This window comes from Kitasatospora sp. NPDC032150 (assembly GCF_055579945.1).
Genome location: NZ_JBVIMH010000024.1, coordinates 78,983 through 100,126, shown reverse-complemented (window position 1 = coordinate 100,126; position 21,144 = coordinate 78,983). Strand labels below are relative to the sequence as shown.

The following is a 21,144-nucleotide window of genomic DNA, read 5'->3' as shown; positions in this document are numbered from 1 at the left end:
CCCGCCCGCCGGTCAGCCCGTGCCGGTGAAGTCGGCCCGGTCGAGGAAGAGCAACCTGGCGCGCTTGTACGGTAGTTGGATCTCCGGCCCGAGGGTGAAGCCGGTCCGGATCAGCCGTGCGATCGCCCGGTCGTTCCGGGCGTCGGGTTCGGCGACCAGGCGCAGCCTGGCCGGGTCCGCCAGCACGTGGCCGAGGAAGACGGAGAGCAGGGTGCCGGTCCAGCCCGGCACCGGGTCGCCGAGCACAGGGCCGATCATCAGGTGGATGCCGAAGTCGCCGGGCCGGACCTGGTAGCACTCGCCGACCGGGTCGTGCTCCGGCTGGTAGGTCTGGAACAGCGCGGCGGGCCGGTCCTCGTGGTGGATCAGGTACGCGTGGTGGGTGCTCAGCGAGTCCACGTACTCGTAGATCTCCCGGACGCGTGCCCGGTCGGCGTCGAGCATGCCCCAGAACCGGGCCCGCTCCTGGGTGACCCAGCCGTGGACCACCCCGGCGTCGGTCGCGGGGTCGAGCGGGAGGACGCGGACGGTGCCGAAGCCTTCGACGGTCCGCTCGTGGACCGCCGTGCGGCGGTGGGCCAGGGGGTCAGTCAAGTTCGTTCCTCGGTCAGCAGGGTGAAGTCGGTGATCACGGGGGCGAGGTCGCCGCGCAGCCAGAGCGGCAACTGGTCGTGGTGGTGGGCGCTTCGGGGTCTGCCGCTGGCGCCGAGCGGTACCACCCAGAGGCTGTCCTCGCGGCGGGCCAGGTCCCACACGTAGCGGGCGGCGGGCCCTCGGGCACTGAGGTCGGTGACACCGGGGACGCTCGACGTGGAGAGCACGCAGTCGTGGTCGCCGGCCAGGGCGGGCCAGGCGCCCCCGGGTGGACCGCCGGGCAGCGCCTGCCAGGGCGCGAGCCGGTGGAGCATGCCCCAGGGGGTGTCCGGCTCCCCGGCGGCGGCCACCTCTTCGACGGCCGCGCGGACGAGCTCGGCCCGTTCGGACTCGGGCAGCAGGTCGCTGCCCAGCAGCGTCTCCAGGCCGTACGCCACGCGCGGGACGAGGGCCAGCCAGGGTAGGAAGACCTCCGGGTACGGCACCGGGCCGGCCAGTGCGGACAGCGCGGGATGGGCGGCCAGCCTGCGGACCACCGCGCCGCGCAGGCGTGCGTACGACGTGGCGTCGGTGCTGTCCGCCGCCATCCGCCGGTCCCAGGCGAGGAGACGGTCCCGCAGGCGGGAGGCGTCCGGACTCGGGCCGGTGAGTGCGGCCAGCAGGTCGAGCAGCGGGCGGGCCGAGCCGAGGTGGGTGTCGGTGTGGACGGCCGCCATGTCCGGACCCGTCCAGGCGGTGTGCCGGCCGAGCAACTCGCTGATCCGATCGGCCCGGTGCGACGGGGCGAACTCGACGCCCAGCGGCTCGGCGATGCCACGCTGGTTCGCCATCACCGCGACGCCCGTCACCACCTCGCGCGGCATCGGCCCGTACCAGCCACGCCATTCGTGGCCGGGCCGCCAGGCGTCCACCACGCGAAGGCGGTTGTCCGGGTGCCGCAGCGGTACCGCGCCCGCGACCCGGTGCAGCATGCCGCCCTCGGTGTCGGCCGCCTGGACCACGTTGACGGGCTCCGCCCAGTGGTCGAAGGCCCGGTCGACGTCGGCCACGGTGGTGGCCCGCAGCAGTGCGGGCAGTGCGGCGAAGCCCAGGTCCGCGCGGACCCTGGGCGGGTACCGCAGGCTGATCGCCTCGCCGTCCTCGGTGTCCGCGCCGGCGACGACGGGGCCGCGTTCGGTCTCGACGATCCGCACCGTGACCGGGTCGGCGCCGGCCACTTCGATGGTCTCGGTGCGGGTCGCCGCGGGCCGCCAGCCGTCCGGTCCGAGGGCCTCGATCCGGTCGCCGGTGCGCCGGAGCCGTTCGCGGTAGAGGTCCTGGTAGTCGGCCATCGCGTTGGTGATCGCCCAGGCGACCTTGCCGGTGTGGCCGAAGTGCGCGATGCCGGGCACGCCCGGCACGGCCAGTCCGACCACGTCGAACTCGGGGCAGGCCAGGTGGATCTGCTGGTAGATGCCCGGTGCCTCGATGAAGCGGTGCGGGTCGCCCGCGATCAGGGCCGCGCCGGTCGCGGTCCGGTCACCGGGCACCAGCCAGCCGTTGCTGCCGGAGGTCGCCGGTCCGTCGGTGGCGAACAGGCCGATCGCGTGGTCGCCGAGCCGGCGGGCGACCAGGTCGCGCCAGAGTTTGGCCGGGAAACCGGCGAAGAGGATGTGGTGGGAGAGCCAGACCGCCAGCGGGGTCCAGGGCTGCCAGGTGCCCGGTTCGACCGCGGCTTCGGCGAACTCCGGTGCTTGATCGGCCTGTTGGGGGAGGGCGTCGTTCACGCCGTCGACATAGGCCCGTACCCAGGCGGCGGTGTCGACGTCGAGGGCGTCGAAGCAGCGGCGGGCGGTGTCCGCCAGGCGGGCCTGGCGGGCGAAGCGGTCCCACGGGACGGCCTCCGGGCCGAGGAACGCGGCGCTGGTGCCCTGTGCGCGGTGGCGCTCCACCTCGAGCTGCCAGGCGCGGTCGGTGGCGGCGTTCCGCCCCTGGGCGCGGGCGAGTTCGAGTGGGCTGCCGGCGCGCAGGTGGGGAATGCCCCAGGGGTCGCGGTAGACCTCGATGCTCAAAGGTTCTCCTGACGATGCGTCAAATTGGCTTCCTGGACGGGAATTAGGCGCCACTAGGCCGAAGCGGGCGCGCCCGTCCGCGCTGTCCGCGCTGTCCGCGCTGTCCGCGCCGTCCGGGCCGCCGGGACGACCAGCGGTGTGCCCGTCTCGGGGTCGGCGATGATGAGGCAGGGGAGGCGGAAGACCTCCTCGACCAGCTCGGCGGTGACGATGTCCTCCGGGGCCCCGGACGCGATGATGCGCCCGGCGCGCATGGCGATCAGATGGGTGGCGTACCGCGCCGCGTGGTTGAGGTCGTGCAGCACGGCGACGAGCGTGCGGCCCTGTTCCTCGTGCAGGCGGGCGCACAGGTCGAGGATCTCGATCTGGTGGGCGATGTCCAGGTAGGTGGTCGGTTCGTCCAGGAGCAGCAGCGGGGTCTGCTGGGCGAGCGCCATCGCGATCCAGACGCGCTGGCGCTGCCCGCCGGAGAGCTCGTCCACCGTGCGGTCGGCGAGTTCGGCGACGCCGGTCGCGGCCATCGACTCCACGACGACGCGCTCGTCCTCCCTGGACCACTGGCGCAGCAGGCCCTGGTGCGGGTAGCGGCCGCGGGCGACCAGTTCGGACACCGCGATGCCCTCGGGCGCCACGGAGGACTGGGGGAGCAGGCCGAGGGTGCGGGCGACCTGCTTGGCCGGCCGGGTGTGGATGTCCTGCCCGTCCAGCAGGACGGTGCCGGCGGCGGGCTTGAGAGTGCGGGAGAGCGCGCGCAGCAGGGTGGACTTGCCGCAGGCGTTGGGGCCGACGATGACGGTGAAGGACCGGTCGGGGATGGTGACGGTGAGGTTCTCGGCGATGACCCGCTGCTCGTAGGAGAGGGTCAGCTCCCGGCCGGTCAGCCGGGCCGGGTCCGGCGCCTGGTCGTGCTCCAAGACAGGTGCTCCGTTTCGGTGCGTAGGTGTGTCGCTCATGGCCGGTGGGTGCGGCGGCGCCTGTCCCGGTTCCGCCCCGTGTCGCTCATATCCGGCCCGCCCTGCGCTGGGTGGCGAGCAGCCAGATCAGGTAGCCGCCGCCGAGTACGCCGGTCACCACGCCGACCGGCAGCTGGCGTCCGGTGAACAGCTGCTGGGCGGCCAGGTCGGCGCTGATCAGCAGGGCCGCGCCGACGCACATCGAGGCGAGCGGGCCTGGCCCGGGGTGGCGGGTGAGCCGGCGGGCGACCTGGGGTGCGGTGAGCGCGACGAAGGAGACCGGGCCGGCGGCGGCCGCGGCGAGGGAGGCGAGGACGACGGCGGCTGCCAGCAGGACCAGGCGCAGCCGTTCGACCGGGACGCCGACTCCGGCGGCCGCGTCGTCGCCCATCTCGATCATCCGCAGAGCGCGTCCGCAGCCGAGCAGCACCACGGGGGCCAGCACCGCGAGTGCGGCCAGCACGGGCAGTGCGTCGTCCCAGCCGCGGCCGTCGAGGCTGCCGGTGAGCCAGAGGACTCCCCGTGCGGCGTCCATGAGTTGGGCGCGGGTGAGCAGGTAGCCGTTGACGCCGGTGAGGATGGCTGCGCTGCCGATGCCGACCAGGACGAGCCGGCTGCCGTGCACGCCGCCGCGCCAGGCGAGGGCGTAGATCACGGCGCCGGTGACGAGGCCGCCGGCCACCGCTCCGGTGGCCAGTGCCAGGCTGCTGCCGCCGGTGACCACCACGACGAGGGCGCCGGTGGAGGCGCCCTGGGTGAAGCCGAGGATGTCGGGGCTGCCCAGCGGGTTGCGGACCAGGGACTGGAACAGCGCTCCGGCCAGTGCCAGCGCCGCGCCGACGGCGAGGGCGGTGACCTGGCGGGGCAGCCGCAGTTCGTTGACGATGAAGTCCTGGGCGGGCGAGCCGCCACCGGTGAGGGTGGCGAGCACCTCGGCCGGGCTCATCGGGTAGTCGCCGCTGCCGAGGGCGACCACGCCCACCGCGAGTGCCAGCAGCGCGCACAGCGTCCCGGCCACCAGTGCCCGGGGCCGGTAGCGCAGGGAGAGGGTGTCGCCGATCCGAAGCACGCTCATCCGGCCCTCCCGGCCGGATCCGTCGAGTGCGAGGTCAACGCGCTTTTTCTGATGGAGAGTTCGCGTCCGCTCATGCTCGCGCCACCTTTCCGCGTCGGGCGAAGTAGAGGAAGAACGGGCCGCCGAGGACGGCGGTGACGATGCCGACCTGGAGTTCGCCCGGCCGGCCGAGCAGGCGGCCGAGCACGTCGGCGCCGAGCAGCAGGACGGGGGCGAGCAGCGCGCAGTAGGGGAGCAGCCAACGCAGGTCCGGGCCGGTGAGAGCGCGTACCAGGTGCGGGACCATCAGGCCGACGAAGACGATCGGGCCGCAGGCGGCGGTGGCCGCTCCGCACAGCAGGGTGACGGCCAGGATCGCGGCGGCCCGGACCAGCGCGGGCCGGGCGCCGAGGGCGCGGGCCGAGTCGTCGCCGAGGGCCATGGCGTTGAGCGGCCGGGCCAGGGCGAGGGCGAGCAGCACTCCGGCGGCGACGAAGGGCAGCAGCCTTGCGATGGTGGCCGGCTGGGCGCTGGCGAGCGAGCCGACCGTCCAGAACCGCATCTGCTCCAGTGAGGCGGTGTCGAGCAGCATCGCGGCGCTGACGAACGAGTAGAGCACCGCGTTGAGCGCGGAGCCGGCGAGGGCCAGCCGGGCGGGGGTGGCGCCGCGTCCGCCGCCGACCGCGTAGACCAGGACCGAGACCAGGGCGGCCCCGGCCAGTGCGAACCACACGTAGCCGGTGAAGCCGGTGACGCCGAGGATGGTGGTCGCGGCGGCGACGGCGGCCGAGGCGCCGGCGTTGATGCCCAGCAGCCCGGGGTCGGCGAGCGGGTTGCGGGTCAGCGCCTGCATGATGCCGCCGGCCAGCCCGAGGGCGGTGCCGGCCAGCAGTCCGAGCAGGGTGCGCGGCAGGCGCATCCGGTGGACGGCGGTGTACCCGGGCGAGTCGCTGTCGAAGAGCCCGTGCCAGACCTCGCCGGGTGAGAGCTGCCTGGCGCCGAAGGCGACGCTGAGCAGCAGGACCAGGAGCAGGGCGAGCAGGCAGCCGAGCAGTCCGGCGGCCCGCACCGTGTTGCGCCGACCCGGCGGGCGCCCGCGAGGTGACTGCGGGGTCTCCGGGTCCCGGCGGACCTGATGTGACGTGGTGGCAGACACAGGAGGGCTCCGGAGCGGACGGGGAGGTGACGGGCACTCCCGCTGGACAGGGACTTAGGTTAGGTTAACCTAATCCTGCCGTCTGGTTCTGACCGTATTTCAATCACACGAGCGAGAGTCCGTCATGCCGCGTTCCACCACCTCCGCCCGCCTCTCCCGTCGCGGCCTGCTGGCCGCCGGCGGTGCTGCCACTGTCGGCGCCCTGCTCACCGCCTGCGGCGGGAAGGGGAGTTCGAGCTCGGAAGGGAAGGACTCGCCCGATGCGAAGGGCGGATCCCTCGGCCCGTGGTCCTTCACCGACGACCGGAAGAAGGAGGTCACCGCCAAGAGCACCCCCAGCCGTATCGTGGCCTTCACCGGTACGGCGGCCGCCCTGGTCGACTTCGGTCTGGACCGGCAGATCGTCGGCGTCTTCGGCGAGACCAAGCTGGCGGACGGCAAGCCCGATCCGCAGGCCGGCGACCTCGACGTCGACGAGGTGGCGGTCCTCGGCAACGTCTGGGGCGAGTTCAGCATCGAGAAGTACGCGAGCCTGCGGCCCGAGTTGCTGGTGACCCACATGTACAACCCGGGCGCGCTCTGGTACGTCCCGGACGAGAGCAAGGACAAGATCCTCCAGCTCGCCCCCAGCGTGGCCATCGCCACCGCCCGGGTGCCGATGACCGAGCCGATCAAGCGCTACGCCGAGCTCGCCGCCTCGCTCGGCGCGGACCTGGGCGCAAGGAAGGTCACCGACGCCAAGGTGAGGTTCGAGGCGGCGGCGGAGCGCGTGCGCAAGGCGGCCAAGGCGAACGGCGGCCTCAGGGTGCTCGCCGCGTCCGGCAGTTCGGACGTCTTCTACGCCTCCAACCCGAAGATCAGCACCGATCTGATGTACTTCGCCGAACTCGGCGTGGACCTGCTCGTCCCGGACAAGCTGGACGAGGGCGGCTACTTCGAGAGCCTCAGCTGGGAGAACGCCGGCAAGTACCCGGCGGACCTGATCCTGCTGGACGACCGCAACACCGCGCTGCAGCCGTCCGACCTCGTGTCCAAGCCCGCCTGGTCCCAGCTGCCCGCCGTCCGGGCGGGGCAGATCACCCCGTGGAACTCGGTGCCACGGTTCTCCTACGCGGGTGCCGCGCCGCTGCTGGAGAGCCTGGCCAAGGCCATCGAGAGTGCCAAGAAGGTGAGTTGACCGATGACGACCGAACTCGCCCCGGTGACCTCGCAGTTCCGGCTCTTCGCCGCCGAGGTGGTGCGCACCCGCCGCCTCGGACCGACGATGACACGGATCACCTTCGGCGGTGAGCAGTTGAAGGACTTCGCCTCGGGCGGCCGGGACCAGAGCTTCTCGCTCTTCCTGCCGCGCCCCGGGCAGCGCGAGCCGGTGGTGCCGGCGCGGTTCGGCGAGAGCTGGTACGCCGACTGGCGGGCCATCGACCCGGAGCGGCGGGCGGTGATGCGCTCGTACACGATCCGCGCGCAGCGGCCCGAACTCGCCGAGTTGGACGTGGACTTCGCGCTGCACGGCGCCGAGGGGCCGGCGGCCGGTGCGGCGGAGGGGCCGGCGGCCCGCTGGGCCGCGCGGGCGTCGGCGGGCGACCGGGTCTGCCTGCTGGGCCCGGCGGTGGCGGAGAACCGCAGTGTCGGGTTCCGTCCGCCGTCCGGTACGGACTGGGTGCTGCTCGTCGCCGACGAGACCGGCCTGCCCGCTGTCGGCGGGATCCTGGAATGGCTGCCGGCCGGGGCCAGGGCCAGGGTGTGGATCGAGGTCCCCAGTCCCGAGGACATCCAGGACCTGCCGAGCGCGGGCGAGGTGGAGGTCACCTGGCTGATCCGCAACGGCCGGAGCGCACTGCCGGACGCGGTCCGGGCGGCCGAACTCCCTGACGGTTCGCCGTACGCGTGGATCGCCGGAGAGTCCGGCCTGGTGAAGGCGGTGCGGCGGTACCTGGTGGGCGAGCTGGGGATCGACCGGCGGCTGGTCAACTTCTCCGGCTACTGGCGCAAGGGCGCGTCCGAGGAGGATCTCCGGACCGAGGCACGAGCCTAGCTTGGCCTTGAAGCCCACCGAGATCGTTTCTCTGAGGGGTTCAAGGCCAAGCTTGGTTCTCTTCCGAGGGGCGCCGTGTGGGCAACCCTGCTGCGGTGGCGGCGGGTTGCCCGCGCGGCGCCCCTCGCGCATGTCTGACGCCGAGTCGGTCAATCGTGACGATCCATCACGGACGTGGTCGAACTCTTGGTAAAAATTAGGATAGGCTTACCTAAGTAATGGCAGCAGCGACTGTTGAGGACCACTCATGAGTTTCCAGGGACACCCCGTCGAGGCCCGGCCGGCAGGCGCCAGGGAGCACCTGTTCAACGGCCGTACGGTGGAGGGATACCGGCACTCGCTCACTGCCGGGATCGACCGGGTGGCCGCCCGGATCGCCCGCACCGAACGCCCCTTCAGTGGAACCACCCCCGACCGGCTCGCACCCGAGATATCGGCCGTCGACCTGGAACAGCCGCTGCACGACCCCGCCGCCGCCCTCGCCGAGCTGGAGGACGTCTACCTGCGGGATGCCGTGTACTTCCACCACCCGCGCTACCTGGCACACCTCAACTGCCCGGTGGTCATCCCGGCCCTGCTCGGCGAGGCCGTCCTCAGCGCCGTCAACTCCTCGCTCGACACCTGGGACCAGAGCGCCGGCGGCACCCTGATCGAGCGCCGGCTGATCGACTGGACCGCGGAGCGGATCGGCCTCGGCCAGGACGCCGACGGCGTGTTCACCAGCGGCGGCAGCCAGTCCAACCTGCACGCCCTGCTGCTCGCCCGCGAGGAGGCCTGCGCCCGGGCCGCCGCCGGCTCGGACACATCGCCGACCAGGGCCGAGCTCCTCCCGGAGCTGCGCATCCTCGCCTCCGCGGCCGGCCACTTCAGCGTCCAGAAGTCCGCGAAGCTCCTCGGCCTCGGTCCGGACGCGGTCATCCCGGTCGCCACCGACCAGGACCGCCGGATGCGCCCCGCCGTCCTCGCCCGCGAACTCGACCGCTGCCGCCGCGAGGGCCTGACGGTGATGGCCGTGGTCGCCACCGCCGGCACCACCGACTTCGGCTCCATCGACCCGCTGCCGCAGATCGCCGACCTGTGCGCCGCCGCGGGCGCCTGGCTGCACGTGGACGCCGCGTACGGCTGCGGACTGCTCGCCTCCCGCACCAGGCGGCACCTGCTGGACGGGATCGAGCGGGCCGACTCGGTGACCGTCGACTACCACAAGTCCTTCTTCCAGCCGGTCAGTTCGAGTGCCCTGCTGGTCCGCGACGCCGCCGTGCTGCGTCACGCCACTTACCACGCCGACTACCTCAACCCGGCCCGGATGGCCGAGCAGAAGATCCCCAACCAGGTCGACAAGAGCCTGCAGACCACCCGCCGGTTCGACGCCCTCAAACTCTGGCTCACCCTGCGCATCATGGGCGCCGACGCGATCGGCGAACTCTTCGACGAGGTCGTCGACCGCGCCGCGCAGGCCTGGGAACTGCTCACCGAGGACCCGCGCTTCGAGGTGGTCACCAGGTCCCAGCTGAGCACCGTGGTCTTCCGCTACCTGCCCGAAGCCGGGCCGGCACGCGAACTCGCCGACGACGCCAACCTGTTCGCCCGCGAGGCGCTGGCCACCTCAGGCGCGGCGGTGGTCGCCGGAACCAAGGTGGACGGCCGGCACTACCTGAAGTTCACCCTGCTCAACCCCGAGACCACGCTCGCGGACATCGCCCAGGTCCTCGACCTGCTGGCCGGCCACGCCGAGGACTACCTGAGTCGGAAGGCCGTCCCCGAGCTCTGCCGCCAGGCCGGCTGACCCCCGCCCACCCTCGACACCCACCCCGGAGTTCGCGCATGACCACCTACGACTTCATCGGGATCGGGCTCGGCCCGTACAACCTGGGCCTGGCCTGCCTGGCCGAGCCGCTCGACGAGCTGAACGGCCTGTTCCTGGAGAGCAAGCCGGACTTCGACTGGCACCCCGGCATGCTGCTGGAGTCCGCCACCCTGCAGACCCCCTTCATGGCCGACCTGGTCACCCTGGCCGACCCGACCTCGCCGTACTCCTTCCTCAACTACCTCAAGGAGACCGGCCGGCTGTACCCCTTCTACATCCGCGAGATGTTCTACCCGGTGCGCAGCGAGTACAACGAGTACTGCCGCTGGGCCGCCGCCAAGCTGCGCGGAATCCGCTTCGGCCAGGAGGTGACCTCGGTCGAGTACGACCCGCGCGGGAGCGTGTACCTCGTCCACGCGGTGCGGCCCGGCACCGCCGAGACCACCACGTACCGCGCCAGGCACCTCGTCCTGGGCACCGGCACCCCGCCGTACGTTCCCGAAGCCTGCCAGGGCCTCGGCGGCGACGCCGTGCACAACTCCGGTTACCTGGAGGCCAAGGCGGCGCTGCAGGCGAAGGAGAGCATCACCGTCGTCGGCAGCGGCCAGAGCGCCGCCGAGATCTACTACGACCTGCTGTCCGAGATGGACGCCCACGGCTACCGGCTCAACTGGGTGACCAGGTCACCGCGGTTCTTCCCGCTGGAGTACACCAAGCTCACCCTGGAGATGACCTCGCCCGAGTACGTGGACTACTTCCACGCCCTCCCCGAGGACACCCGCCACCGGCTGGAGTCCGAACAGAAGGGCCTGTTCAAGGGCATCGACGCAGACCTGATCAACGGCATCTTCGACCTGCTCTACCAGAAGAGCGTCAAGGGCCCGGTGCCCACCCGGCTGATGACCAACACCGCGCTGCACAGCGCCGTCCACGACCCCGGGGCCGGCCTCTACACCCTCGGACTGCGCCACGAGGAGCAGGACCGGGACTTCCGCCTCGCCACCCACGGACTCGTCCTGGCCACCGGCTACCGCTACCGGACCCCTGCCTTCCTCGCGCCGCTGCACGAGCGGATCCGCTGGGACGGGCACGGCCGCTTCGACGTCGCCCGCAACTACAGCATCGACACCACGGGCCGCGAGATCTTCCTGCAGAACGCCGGCACCCACACCCACAGCATCACCTCACCCGACCTGGGCATGGGCCCGTACCGCAACTCCTGGATCATCCGCGAGCTGCTGGGCCGCGAGGTCTACCCGATCGAGAAGTCGATCGCCTTCCAGGAGTTCGGCGCGCCGGAGGGGCTGGTCGCATGAGTGGCATCCTCTTCTCCCGCACCGACGCGCGACTCGGCACCATGGCGGTGCGCCCGCTCGACCCCGACGCCGACGCCGAGCTGCTGCACGGCTGGGTGACCCACCCCAAGGCGGCGTTCTGGATGATGCAGGACGCCGAGGTGTCCGAGGTCCGCAGCGAGTACCGCAAGATAGCCGAACACCCGTACCACGACGCCTACATCGGCCTGGTCGACGGCGAGGCGGCCTTCCTCGTCGAACGCTACGACCCGGCCCGGCTGGAACTCGTCGGCCTGTACGACGCCCAGCCGGGAGACGTCGGCATGCACTTCCTCTGCGCGCCCACCGACCACCCGGTGCACGGCTTCACCCGGGCCGTGATCACCACCGTGATGGCGTTCGTCCTCACCGATCCGGCCGCCCGCCGCGTGGTGGTCGAACCGGACGTCCGCAACACGGCGGTCCACGCGCTGAACGCCGCCGTCGGCTTCGAGGTGGTCGGCCCGGTCACCAAGCCCGAGAAGGAGGCGCTGCTCAGCGTCTGCACCCGCGAGCAGTTCCTCGCCGCCGCCCAGGGAGAGACCCCGTGCTGAACCTTCCGGGGACAGACCCCCGCACCCCGGGCCCGATCGACGCCGTCGCCCATCTGACGCCGGAGCTCTGGGCCCTGGCCAACCGGATGCTGGTCCGCAAGGCGCTCGCCGAGTTCGCCCACGAGCGGCTGCTCACCCCGCGGCAGCAGGCCGACGGCCGGTACGGCGTCCGCAGCGACGACGGCACCGTCGAGTACCGCTTCACCGCCCGGCTGCTCTCCCTCGACCACTGGCAGATCGATGCCGGCAGCATCACCCGGCACCGCGAAGGTGCCGAACTCCCGCTCGACGCAACCGACTTCATCATCGAGCTGCAAGAGACCCTCGGCCTCGCCCCGCAGATCCTGCCGGTCTACCTGGAGGAGATCGCCTCCACCCTCGCCGGCAGCGCCTACAAGCTCGGCAAGCCGGAGACCAGCGCCGCCGAACTCGCCAAGGCCGGCTTCCAGGCGATCGAAACCGGGATGACCGAGGGCCACCCGGGCTTCGTCGCCAACAACGGCCGGATCGGCTTCGGCATCCACGAGTACCACGCCTACGCGCCCGAGGCCGCCCGCCCGGTCCGGCTGATCTGGCTCGCCACCCACCGCGACCACTCCACCTTCACCTCCTGCGCCGACCTCGACTACGACACCCTCATCGGGCAGGAGCTGGGTGAGGAAACACTCGGCCGCTTCGCCGGCACCATGGCCTCCCTCGGCCTCGACCCCGCCGACTACCACCTGCTGCCCGTCCACCCCTGGCAGTGGTGGAACAAGCTCTCGGTGACCTTCGCCGCCGAGGTCGCCCAGCGGCGGATCGTCTGCCTCGGCCCCGGCGACGACGAGTACCTGGCCCAGCAGTCCATCCGCACCTTCTTCAACACCACCGACCCTTCGAAGCACTATGTGAAGACCGCCCTCTCGGTCCTCAACATGGGCTTCATGCGCGGACTCTCGGCCGCCTACATGGAGGCCACCCCCGCCATCAACGACTGGCTCGCCGAACTGATCGCCGGCGACGGGATCCTGCGCGCCACCGGGCTGACGGTGATCCGCGAACGGGCCGCCATCGGCTACCGCCACCCCCAGTACGAGGCCGCCACCGACCGGTACTCCCCGTACCGCAAGATGCTCGCCGCGCTCTGGCGGGAGAGTCCCGTCCCCAGCCTGCGGCCCGGGCAGCGGCTGGCCACCATGGCCAGCCTGCTGCACACCGACCGCGAGGGCCGCTCGTTGGCCGCCGCGCTCATCGAGCAGTCCGGACTCGCCCCCGAGGTGTGGCTGCGCCGCTACCTGGACGCCTACCTCACGCCGCTGCTGCACAGCTTCTACGCCCACGACCTGGCCTTCATGCCACACGGCGAGAATGTCATCCTGGTCCTCGAAGCCGACGGCACGGTAGAGCGCGCGATCTTCAAGGACATCGCCGAGGAGATCGTGGTGATGAACCCGGACGCCGACCTGCCCCCGCAGGTCGCGCGGATCAGGGCCGACGTCCCGGAGCACATGAAGCTGCTCTCCGTCTTCACCGACGTCTTCGACTGCTTCTTCCGCTACCTCAACGCCATCCTGGCGGGCGAGGGCACCCTGGACGAGGACACCTTCTGGCGCACCGTCGCCGAGTGCGCCGCCGACTACCGGGCCTCGGTCCCGAAGCTCGCCGACCGCCTCGCCAGGTACGACCTGTTCGCCGAGGAGTTCCCGCTCTCCTGCCTCAACCGGCTGCAACTGCGCAACAACCAGCAGATGGTGGACCTCGCGGACCCGTCCGGCGCCCTCCAGCTGGTCGGCACCCTGCGCAATCCCATCGCCCGGTTCGCCCCGACGCCGTGACGCTCACCACTGGCACCACCGACACCACCGGCGGGCCGGGGACCGGACAGACCCGGTCCCCGGCCCGGTGGGCGATCCTCGCCGTCATCTGCCTCGCCCAGTTCGCTGCGGTACTCGACAACACCGTCCTGAACGTGGCGATCCCCTCGCAAGTACCGTCTCGAACAACGCCCGCGCGTGCTGGCCGACTTCGAGCCCACCTGCTGGTGGCAGCGCACCTCCCCGAAGTCGCACTTCAGCCGCTCCCTGGTCTGCTCCCGCCTCACCGAGCGCGGCCGGATCACGCTCTCCGGTCGCACCCTGGTCACCACCGTCGCGGAGGAGCGCCACGAGGAGGAGCTTTCCGAGGCCGCGCTGCTCGCCGCCCACCGGGACCACTTCGGCCTGGAACTGGACCGGATCCCGACGCTCCCCGGACAGTGACCGCCGCCCCGCCCCGGACGGTTCCGCCCCGGACGGCGTGCGGCGCCGCACGCTACTTCTCCGGCTGCGAGATGAGGCAGAAGGCGGCACCGACGTCGTCCCGGACGACGGCCACCCGGCCGTAGGGGGTGTCGAACGGCTCGACCTCGACCCGGCCGCCGAGCTCGACCACCCGTGAGCAGCTCCCGTCGGTGTCGGCTACCGAGAAGTAGGTGTTCCAGAACGACGGCGCGCCCGCCGGGACACCCGACGGCTGATCACCGATGCCGCCGACCGGGTTCCCGGCCACCTTGGCGACGGTGTAGTCCATGTCCGGTATGGCCTCGTACTCGTAGCCGAAGACCCGCTGGTAGAAGGTCCGGGCGGTGGCCGGGTCGGTGGACAGGTTCTCGTTCCAGGTGAAGGTGCCCGGCTCGTTGGCGAGTCCGGAGCCGCCGTGCGACTTGCCCTGCCAGAGGCCGAAAGCCGCGCCCGCCGGGTCGGCGGCCATCGCCATCCGGCCCTGGTCCATCACGTCCGTCGGCTCCATCAGCACGGTGCCGCCCGCCTCCCGGATCCTGGTGGCGACCTGGTCGACGTCGTCGGCCGCGAGGTAGGCCGTCCACCTGGGCGGGGCCTGGTCCCCGGGCTGCCGGGGACCGATGCCGGCGACGCGCAGGCCGTGCAGAGTGGCCAGTTGATAACCGCCGCCCGCCTCGCCGGTGTCCTCGTACTTCCAGCCGAACAGCTCGCCGTAGTACTGCTTGCCGGCGGTGACGTCCGGCGTCGTGAGGTCGGTCCAGCACGGGACGCCCTCGCGGTAAGTGGTGATCCTGGACATGGTCTGCGTCCTTAACGCCGAGGTTCCCGGGACGCGTCTTCGCGCCCCTCAGCCAGCGTCGGCCCGGCCGCGGGCCCACTGCAACCGCTGGGCGGCACCGCTGCGCCGGGCCGAGGGGTCAGTCGCCGACCTCCGGCCACTCCAGGGTGCCCTGCTCGATCTCCTCTGGTGCCGGGTCGGGGCAGGGGCGGGGAGCGGCCGCCGGCCCGGGCTCAGGTGGAGGCGGCGGCGACGTTGGTGGCGGTGAGCGCGGGACGGACCGCCTTGGCCAGTGCGACGGCGTCGCCCACTGCCCAGACATGGGTGAAGAAGAGGCGCGGTTCGTCCGTCAGGCCGTGGTTGTGGAGTTCGATGATCTCGATCCCGCCGTGCCGCAGCGCCGAGAGCACCCGCTGGACCTCGCCGGCGACCATGACGAGGTCTCCGTTGAGGGCGGCCCGACCCCCGCCCAGCGGCTGGAAGTTGAAGGCCGAGGTCGCACCGAGACCGGGCGGAAGCACGCGGCCGTCGTTGACGATGGTCTCGCGGCGGACGAACACGGTGGTGTACACCTCGCCGCTGTTGGTGCCCTTGGCGCCCATCGCAGCGTCGATTCCGGCGGTGTCCAGGTCGAGCGGCTTGGGCGGAGCGGCGGCCGCGACGTGCGCCGGCGTGGCGGTGTGGTTGAGCGCGGCGCGCAGGCCGCGCGCCAGGTCCCCGGCGTCGTGGCCGTGGGCGCAGACGTGGGTCCACCAGACCTCGGGGGTGTGCGACAGCAGGTGCTTGTGGATGGCGGTCTGCGCGATGCCCTGGGCCTGCAGGGCATCGGTCATCCCCTGCAGCTCGCCCTCGGTCACCACCAGGTCGCCCATCAGCATCACCACGCCGTCGTCGTACCGGACGAAGGACGCGTGCGAGCCCAGTGCCAGCCCCGTGCTGACGGGGACGCCACGGGAGACGAGATGCAGGTCGCCGCGCGGGAACGGCGTGTGATGGTACGTCCCGCGGATGAGGTTCCCCGGCCGGCCGAGTGCCTTGACGACGTCCTTCCAGTGCTCCTCGCTGGTGGGTACCGGCCTGAGCTGCCGCCCCTTGCCCATGTCGTGGTGGTCGGTCGATGCGGAGCAGGCGGCCAGTCCCAGGCCACCCATGGTCAGCCCGGCCGTGGCGAGCAGCCGGCGTCGCGGTACACCGGTCCGGGTGGGCTTCTCGCGGTAGTCGTCTCCGGTTGTCACAGGCACACCTCCAGGGGCCGATGCAAACACAGGAACGACCTCCCGCGTCGTAGCCACGGCGGTGGGGGTGCAGGTGACCCTCCGGAGCGACCAGCGCAATGTGATGGATCGTCAGATGCGCGCGGTGGCAAGGCCCGGGGGAGCGGGATGCCCGGTCGAGGGGCATCCCGCTCCCCCAGGAGCGGCGTTCCGCTGCCTGCGGTGCGCCAGGGCTCAGTCCTCCGGGGCGGTCCAACTGCCCAGGGACATCTCGGCGGTGATGCCCGGGCCGAAGCCGGCCAGCAGCCCGTGGTGGCCGTCGAGGGCCGACTGCTCGTCGAACATCCGGGCCAGGGCGTCGAGCACGACCGCACTGGCGATGTTGCCGTACTCGGTCAGGGTGGCCCGGCTGAAGCGGAACGCCTCGGACGGCACCTCCAGGAAGTGGCTCAGGTCGTCCAGGATGCGGGGACCGCCCGCGTGGATGATGTAGAAGTCGAGCTTGCCGACGTTCCACTGGTGCTGCTCGGCCAGTGCGCGCAGCGCAGGGCTGAGGGGCTCCATCGTCCCCGGCACCCGCTTGTCCAGCTGGAAGTGGAAGCCGGTCGAGCGGACCGCGTAGGAGATCCAGTCCTCGGTGTTGGGGATGAGGTACGAGGCGTTGCGTTCCAGGCGCATCCCGGTGCCGCCCTCGCCCCGGACCACCGCGGCGGCGATTCCGTCGCCGAACAGGCCGTTGGACAGCAGCGATCCCACGCCCAGGTCGGTGGGCTGGTAGCAGAGCGAGCAGAACTCGCAGGCCACGATCAGTACATTGGCGTCGGGGTACGCCGCGCAGAAGTCATGCGCCCGGTTCACGGCCGCACCGCCGGCAGCACAGCCGAGCTGGGCGATCGGCAGCTGCCGGGTGTCCGACCGGAAACCCATCTTGTTGATCAGCCAGGCCGTGAGCGACGGCATCATGAAGCCGGTGCAGGACACGTACACGATCAAGTCGATCTGTTGCGGTTCCAGTTCGGCCTGGTCGAGGGCTCTGGACACCACGGCCGGGACGCGGGCCTTGGACTCCGCCTCGAAAACGAGGCTCCGCTCGTCCAGGCCCGGGTGTTCCAGCACCACCTCGATCGGCTGGATCAGATGGCGTTTCCGCACTCCGGTGTTCTTGATCAGACGTAGCGCCAGCTCCAGTTGCGGATGGTCGCCATGGAGCCTCCGGGCCAGGTCGAGGGTCTCCTCATTGGTGATGACATGGTCGGGGACAGCAATCGCCGGTTTGCACAGAACTGCCATGGGGATTTCCTCCTGACGGGCGGTGCTCCCGTGCGACCCAGGGGGATCGGGGGGATTCACCAGTCGGCGGCAGCCGCTGCGGACCGGACGCGCGGAGGTGGCGCGGCGGTGGGACTCACCAGAGGAAGGCAGGCGGGCCGACAGTTGAGGATCGGATGCTCGCTGTGCGGGCGGTCTCGCCGGCCACGAGTCGGCTCGGGCCAGGTCAACCCAGCCTAAGCGGACCGCGGCGAACGCGCATGTCGGCCCGCACACCCACCGGGTGTGCGGGCCGACACGTGCTGCCGCCGGAGCCTCGCCGACCGTGTTCCCCAGCCGTGGCGGCCTCCGTCACCAGGTCACCGGCAGCTCCAGGGGATAGCGCCAGATCGACGTGGTGTTCCACTGGATCTCCTCGGCGGGCTTCGCCAGGGCGATCCGGGGGAAGCGCTCCAGCAGCGTGCCGAAGGCGACCTCGAGCTCGGTGATGGCGAGCGGAGCGCCGAGGCAGTGGTGCGCGCCCCAGCCGAACGTCATGTGCGGCGGACTGGTCCGGTCCAGGTCCAGCTCGTCGGGCCGGTCGAACTTGCTGCCGTCCCGGTTGGCGGTCAGGTAGGAGACGTGCACGATGTCGCCCGCCCGGATCGTCACCCCGCTCAGCTCGACGTCCTCCAGGGCAACCCGCGGGATGCCGACGCCCTTGCGGAACGGGATGAAGCGAAGCATCTCCTGGAGCGCCTGCGGGAGCATCCCGGGCCGCTCGCGCAGCACGGACAGCACGTCGGGCCGGGTGAGCAGGGTGTAGGAGAGGTTGCCGAGCTCGTACGTCGTGGTGTCCTGGCCGGTGATCAGCAGGACCATGGCCATCACGGTGAGTTCCTGGTCGTCGAGGAGCTCGTCCCCGTCACGGGCCGTGGCCAGCGCGCTGATCAGGTCCTCGCCGGGGTTCCTGCGCCGCTGCGCCGTCAGGTCGGCGAAGTACGCCCGCAGGTCGGCCTTGGCCCGGACCGCGTCGGGCTTGTTCTCCAGGCTGACGTTCATCATGGTCCGGGCGTGGGCACGCAGCTGTGCGCTGTCGGGCTCGGGGATCTCCAGGACCTCACAGATGGTGATCAGCGGCAGCGGGTGGGCCATGTGCTCCATGAGGTCGGCCGGGGTGCCGTGCTCCGTCATGGCGTCCAGCAGGCCGTTCACCACGTGCTGGGTGCGGACCCGCATGCGTTCGATGTTGGCGGGCGTGAAACCCTTGGACACCAGGCTGCGCAGGCGGCTGCTGGCCGGCGGGTCCATGACGTTGATCGCCTCGGCCTGGACGATCGGCTCGGGGGTCATCCGCGGGAAGTCCCGGCCGATGACGGCGTGGCGGCTGAACCGACGGTCGGTGGTCACCGTACGCACGTCCTCGTAGCCGGTGACCAGCCACGCCTCGCCGTCGCCGTAGGGCAGGCGGATGCGGGAGACTGGTGCGTCGTTCATGAGCTCCCTGAGCGTCGGGTCGAACTCGAGGGCCTCGGCGAAGTCGAATGGGCAGTTCCGTGCGCTGGCTCCGGTGGACATGAGGATCTCCGGTCTGGGCTGTGCGGGCTGGATCGGGAGACGGACGGGATGGACCTGGCACCGGTACCCGATCGGTCGGCCGGGCACACCGGAGGGGGCCCGGTACCCCCGGTAATTCATCCGTGCTGATCAGTGCCCGACCGCGGCTGCGTCCCTATCGGTGCCGGCGGAGCGGACGGACGTGCACCCGGGAGGCCCCGCCACCCGAACGGCGGGGCCTCCCGGGACGGACCCGCCGATGATCTCTCCGCGGAGCGGTCGCATGACCCCCAGCTGACTCTCCACGATCCACAACTGCCGTGCGCAGTACGGTTGTTCACGAATGCCGGACGGGATCCGGCCGGTGTGTCGGCGCCCCGCTCCCGGCGACGGACGGAACGTCCGTACCGCCACGGCTGGTTGAGGGGAATCACCCGTTCGAGCGTGGGGTGGTGCGGGGGAATCCGGGGTGCGGCCGGTAGTTTCGGGCTTCGCATACGGATCCTCATGAGGGGTGTGACTGTGCGGGGTTCTGTACGCGGGTGCGGGCGCGCCCCGGGCCGTCAGCGCGTCCTCGGTCCGGGAGATCGGCAGCACGCCGGCCCCGACGGTGGCCCCGTCCTCGCACACCCTCGCCCCCGTCCCGGCCCAGCGCCGTCCGTTCCCGTCGCAGCGCCGCCGGGCCGCCCCGGCTCGTGGCAGGCACGAACCGGTCACGGGGCCCCGCGGATATGCCGGCCAGGCCGCCGAAGGCACCCGGGCCACGATCCACACCACCACCAGAACAGGGCACCCGATGACCAGTAAAGAGGCCAGGAAGCCGGCCAAGAAGACCAGCAGGAAGAAGAGCGGCCCGTCCGCGTCGGCGGCCGCGCCCCAGGGCGGCGCGGCGAAGGCCCTGTACCAGGCCATGATCGGCGGCACGGGCCCGGCGGCGACCGGGTGGACAGGTCCGCTGGAGATCGCCCCGCCGCCGAGACCGGGGGAGAAGGTCCTGATCCTCGGCGCCGGCGTCGCGGGTCTGACCGCCGCCTACGAGCTGAGCCTGCTCGGCTTCGACTGCACCGTCCTGGAGGCCCAGAACCGGGTCGGCGGGCGGAACCGCACCGCCCGCAAGGGCGACAAGCTCTACGAGATCGACGACGAGACCGGCGAGATCGTCCACACCCACACCTGCCGCTTCGACGACGGGCTGTACCTCAACCTCGGCCCCGGCCGCATCCCGTACCACCACCGCCGGGTGCTGAAGTACTGCCGGGACTTCAAGGTGGCGCTCGAACCGTACGTGATGGAGACCACGGCCAACCTCGTCCGGCCCGCGGGGCTCGGCGTGACCTGGCCCAACCGCCGGGTGGCCAACGACACCCGCGGGTACGTCGCGGCGAAGCTGGCCGAGACGCTGGTGAGCAAGGACCGGTTCACCGGTGAACTGCGCGACCTGCTGCGGGCGTTCGGCAAGCTCGACACCAACGGCAAGTACGAGGGCTCCACCCGCTCCGGGTACCTGTACGACCCGGAGATCGAGGAGCCGTTCCCGGAGCCGGCCCCGCCGCTGGACTTCGAGGACCTGGTGGAGTCGGGCTTCTGGCGGGCCCGGTTCTACCAGCCGGTGGACTACCTGTGGCAGGCCACGATGTTCCAGCCCGTGGGCGGCATGGACAAGATCGTCGACGCGCTGGCCCGCGAGGCCAGGCTGGCCGGTGCGGAGATCCTGCTGGAGGCCGAGGTCACCGACATCGAGATCGACCCGGACGGGCCCGGGGTCACCGTGACCTACTGGAAGGACGGCGAGGCGTACGAGACCGAGGCCCGCTACTGCGTGAGCAACATCCCGATCCCGGTGCTCAAGCAGATCGGCCGGGACGGCTTCTCGGACGAGTTCGAGGCCGCGATCGACGTCGTCGAGTTCGACAAGACCTGCAAGGTGGGCTGGCAGGCCAACAAGCGCTTCTGGGAAGGCGGTTTCGAGGGCGACAACGACCTCGAGGGCATCTACGGCGGCATCAGCTGGACGTCCCACAACATCACCCAGCTGTGGTACCCCTCCAACGACTACTTCACCGAGAAGGGCACCCTGACCGGCGCCTACAACTTCGGCGACGAGGCGAAGGAGCTCGGCGACCTGCCGGTCAACGAGCGGCTGGCGCGGGCCCGCGACGGCGCCATCGAGCTGCACCCCGAGTTCGAGAACGACGACCTGGTGCCGGTGAGCAAGGGCGTCACCATCGCCTGGCACAAGGTCCCCTACCAGCTGGGCGGTTGGGCCCACTGGGAGCCGGGCAACTCGGACCACGAAGAGGCCTACCGGCAGCTTCTCCAGCCCGAGGGCGGTGACGTCTTCTACGTCACCGGCGACCAGGTCTCCCCGCTGCCGGGCTGGCAGGAGGGCGCCATGATGTCGGCCCACTTCGTCACCCAGCAGATGCTCGGCTTCATTCCGCTCACCGTCCCCGAGGTGGTCGCCGTGCCGGACAGCGTGGCGCTCACCCAGGGCACGTTCTGACCCGCTCCGGCGGGCACGTTCCGGAAAAGCCGTGGCCCCGGCCGCCGC

At 71.5% G+C, this 21,144-nt stretch carries 16 protein-coding genes and 1 pseudogene; 8 read left to right on the top strand and 9 right to left on the bottom strand.

What is annotated here, in order from left to right; all coding sequences use genetic code 11:
• Positions 1 to 12: 12 nt before the first annotated feature.
• The 5 genes from ACZ5ON_RS25545 to ACZ5ON_RS25525 form a co-directional block, all read right to left on the bottom strand.
• Entirely contained in the window at positions 13 to 594 is a 582-nt protein-coding gene (locus ACZ5ON_RS25545) for a GNAT family N-acetyltransferase (RefSeq protein ID WP_465597093.1), read from the bottom strand.
• The gene (locus ACZ5ON_RS25540; RefSeq protein ID WP_465597090.1) at positions 591 to 2,645 is read right to left on the bottom strand and encodes a penicillin acylase family protein; all 2,055 of its coding nucleotides are present in this window, start codon (positions 2,643 to 2,645) and stop codon (positions 591 to 593) included. Before ACZ5ON_RS25540 ends, ACZ5ON_RS25545 begins: the two co-directional genes overlap by 4 nt.
• Before the next feature lie 53 nt (positions 2,646 to 2,698).
• Positions 2,699 to 3,598 (bottom strand): ABC transporter ATP-binding protein, encoded by a 900-nt coding sequence (locus tag ACZ5ON_RS25535; RefSeq protein WP_465597087.1) that lies wholly within the window; start codon positions 3,596 to 3,598, stop codon positions 2,699 to 2,701.
• 46 nt (positions 3,599 to 3,644) lie between these two features.
• On the bottom strand, positions 3,645 to 4,673 hold the full coding sequence (locus tag ACZ5ON_RS25530; RefSeq protein WP_465597084.1) for a FecCD family ABC transporter permease: 1,029 nt from the start codon (positions 4,671 to 4,673) through the stop codon (positions 3,645 to 3,647).
• 70 nt (positions 4,674 to 4,743) lie between these two features.
• On the bottom strand, positions 4,744 to 5,808 hold the full coding sequence (locus ACZ5ON_RS25525) for a FecCD family ABC transporter permease (protein ID WP_465597081.1): 1,065 nt from the start codon (positions 5,806 to 5,808) through the stop codon (positions 4,744 to 4,746).
• 124 nt (positions 5,809 to 5,932) lie between these two features.
• On the opposite strand from ACZ5ON_RS25525, the gene ACZ5ON_RS25520 reads away from it, so the two are divergent.
• From ACZ5ON_RS25520 to ACZ5ON_RS25490, 7 genes and pseudogenes are all read left to right on the top strand, one after another.
• Entirely contained in the window at positions 5,933 to 6,985 is a 1,053-nt protein-coding gene (locus ACZ5ON_RS25520) for an ABC transporter substrate-binding protein (RefSeq protein WP_465597078.1), read from the top strand.
• Positions 6,986 to 6,988: 3 nt separating this feature from the next.
• Positions 6,989 to 7,843, top strand: coding sequence for a siderophore-interacting protein (locus ACZ5ON_RS25515; RefSeq protein ID WP_465597075.1), 855 nt, complete (start codon positions 6,989 to 6,991; stop codon positions 7,841 to 7,843).
• Positions 7,844 to 8,090: 247 nt separating this feature from the next.
• On the top strand, positions 8,091 to 9,629 hold the full coding sequence (locus ACZ5ON_RS25510; protein ID WP_465597072.1) for a pyridoxal phosphate-dependent decarboxylase family protein: 1,539 nt from the start codon (positions 8,091 to 8,093) through the stop codon (positions 9,627 to 9,629).
• Positions 9,630 to 9,667: 38 nt separating this feature from the next.
• On the top strand, positions 9,668 to 10,966 hold the full coding sequence (locus ACZ5ON_RS25505) for a lysine N(6)-hydroxylase/L-ornithine N(5)-oxygenase family protein (RefSeq protein ID WP_465597069.1): 1,299 nt from the start codon (positions 9,668 to 9,670) through the stop codon (positions 10,964 to 10,966).
• Complete coding sequence (locus tag ACZ5ON_RS25500; protein WP_465597066.1) at positions 10,963 to 11,538, top strand: GNAT family N-acetyltransferase; 576 nt, start codon at positions 10,963 to 10,965, stop codon at positions 11,536 to 11,538. Before ACZ5ON_RS25505 ends, ACZ5ON_RS25500 begins: the two co-directional genes overlap by 4 nt.
• Before the next feature lie 86 nt (positions 11,539 to 11,624).
• The gene (locus ACZ5ON_RS25495; protein WP_465597161.1) at positions 11,625 to 13,352 is read left to right on the top strand and encodes an IucA/IucC family protein; all 1,728 of its coding nucleotides are present in this window, start codon (positions 11,625 to 11,627) and stop codon (positions 13,350 to 13,352) included.
• A 150-nt stretch (positions 13,353 to 13,502) separates the two neighbouring features.
• A pseudogene (locus ACZ5ON_RS25490) lies at positions 13,503 to 13,775 on the top strand (arylamine N-acetyltransferase); the annotation flags it as partial.
• 52 nt (positions 13,776 to 13,827) lie between these two features.
• Here the strand turns inward: ACZ5ON_RS25490 and ACZ5ON_RS25485 are convergent.
• The 4 genes from ACZ5ON_RS25485 to ACZ5ON_RS25470 form a co-directional block, all read right to left on the bottom strand.
• On the bottom strand, positions 13,828 to 14,595 hold the full coding sequence (locus ACZ5ON_RS25485) for a VOC family protein (RefSeq protein ID WP_465597063.1): 768 nt from the start codon (positions 14,593 to 14,595) through the stop codon (positions 13,828 to 13,830).
• Positions 14,596 to 14,807: 212 nt separating this feature from the next.
• Entirely contained in the window at positions 14,808 to 15,809 is a 1,002-nt protein-coding gene (locus tag ACZ5ON_RS25480) for a DUF1259 domain-containing protein (RefSeq protein WP_465597060.1), read from the bottom strand.
• A 213-nt stretch (positions 15,810 to 16,022) separates the two neighbouring features.
• Positions 16,023 to 17,078 carry a type III polyketide synthase gene (locus ACZ5ON_RS25475; RefSeq protein WP_465597057.1) on the bottom strand — a complete coding sequence of 352 codons (1,056 nt, stop codon included), beginning with the start codon at positions 17,076 to 17,078 and terminating at the stop codon, positions 16,023 to 16,025.
• Between the two features lie 330 nt (positions 17,079 to 17,408).
• Positions 17,409 to 18,614, bottom strand: coding sequence for a cytochrome P450 (locus ACZ5ON_RS25470; protein ID WP_465597054.1), 1,206 nt, complete (start codon positions 18,612 to 18,614; stop codon positions 17,409 to 17,411).
• Between the two features lie 775 nt (positions 18,615 to 19,389).
• Here ACZ5ON_RS25470 and ACZ5ON_RS25465 point away from each other — a divergent pair.
• On the top strand, positions 19,390 to 21,096 hold the full coding sequence (locus ACZ5ON_RS25465; protein ID WP_465597051.1) for a flavin monoamine oxidase family protein: 1,707 nt from the start codon (positions 19,390 to 19,392) through the stop codon (positions 21,094 to 21,096).
• The last annotated feature ends 48 nt before the right edge of the window (positions 21,097 to 21,144 follow it).

Excerpts from the sequence above, each read along its gene's own strand:
- ACZ5ON_RS25535 (WP_465597087.1), bottom strand. The coding sequence starts at position 3,598 with ATGAGCGACACACCTACGCACCGAAACGGAGCACCTGTCTTGGAGCAC.
- ACZ5ON_RS25530 (WP_465597084.1), bottom strand. The coding sequence starts at position 4,673 with ATGAGCGTGCTTCGGATCGGCGACACCCTCTCCCTGCGCTACCGGCCC.
- ACZ5ON_RS25520 (WP_465597078.1), top strand. The coding sequence starts at position 5,933 with ATGCCGCGTTCCACCACCTCCGCCCGCCTCTCCCGTCGCGGCCTGCTG.
- ACZ5ON_RS25515 (WP_465597075.1), top strand. The coding sequence starts at position 6,989 with ATGACGACCGAACTCGCCCCGGTGACCTCGCAGTTCCGGCTCTTCGCC.
- ACZ5ON_RS25510 (WP_465597072.1), top strand. The coding sequence starts at position 8,091 with ATGAGTTTCCAGGGACACCCCGTCGAGGCCCGGCCGGCAGGCGCCAGG.
- ACZ5ON_RS25505 (WP_465597069.1), top strand. The coding sequence starts at position 9,668 with ATGACCACCTACGACTTCATCGGGATCGGGCTCGGCCCGTACAACCTG.
- ACZ5ON_RS25500 (WP_465597066.1), top strand. The coding sequence starts at position 10,963 with ATGAGTGGCATCCTCTTCTCCCGCACCGACGCGCGACTCGGCACCATG.
- ACZ5ON_RS25495 (WP_465597161.1), top strand. The coding sequence starts at position 11,625 with ATGCTGGTCCGCAAGGCGCTCGCCGAGTTCGCCCACGAGCGGCTGCTC.
- ACZ5ON_RS25485 (WP_465597063.1), bottom strand. The coding sequence starts at position 14,595 with ATGTCCAGGATCACCACTTACCGCGAGGGCGTCCCGTGCTGGACCGAC.
- ACZ5ON_RS25475 (WP_465597057.1), bottom strand. The coding sequence starts at position 17,078 with ATGGCAGTTCTGTGCAAACCGGCGATTGCTGTCCCCGACCATGTCATC.
- ACZ5ON_RS25470 (WP_465597054.1), bottom strand. The coding sequence starts at position 18,614 with ATGTCCACCGGAGCCAGCGCACGGAACTGCCCATTCGACTTCGCCGAG.
- ACZ5ON_RS25465 (WP_465597051.1), top strand. The coding sequence starts at position 19,390 with ATGACCAGTAAAGAGGCCAGGAAGCCGGCCAAGAAGACCAGCAGGAAG.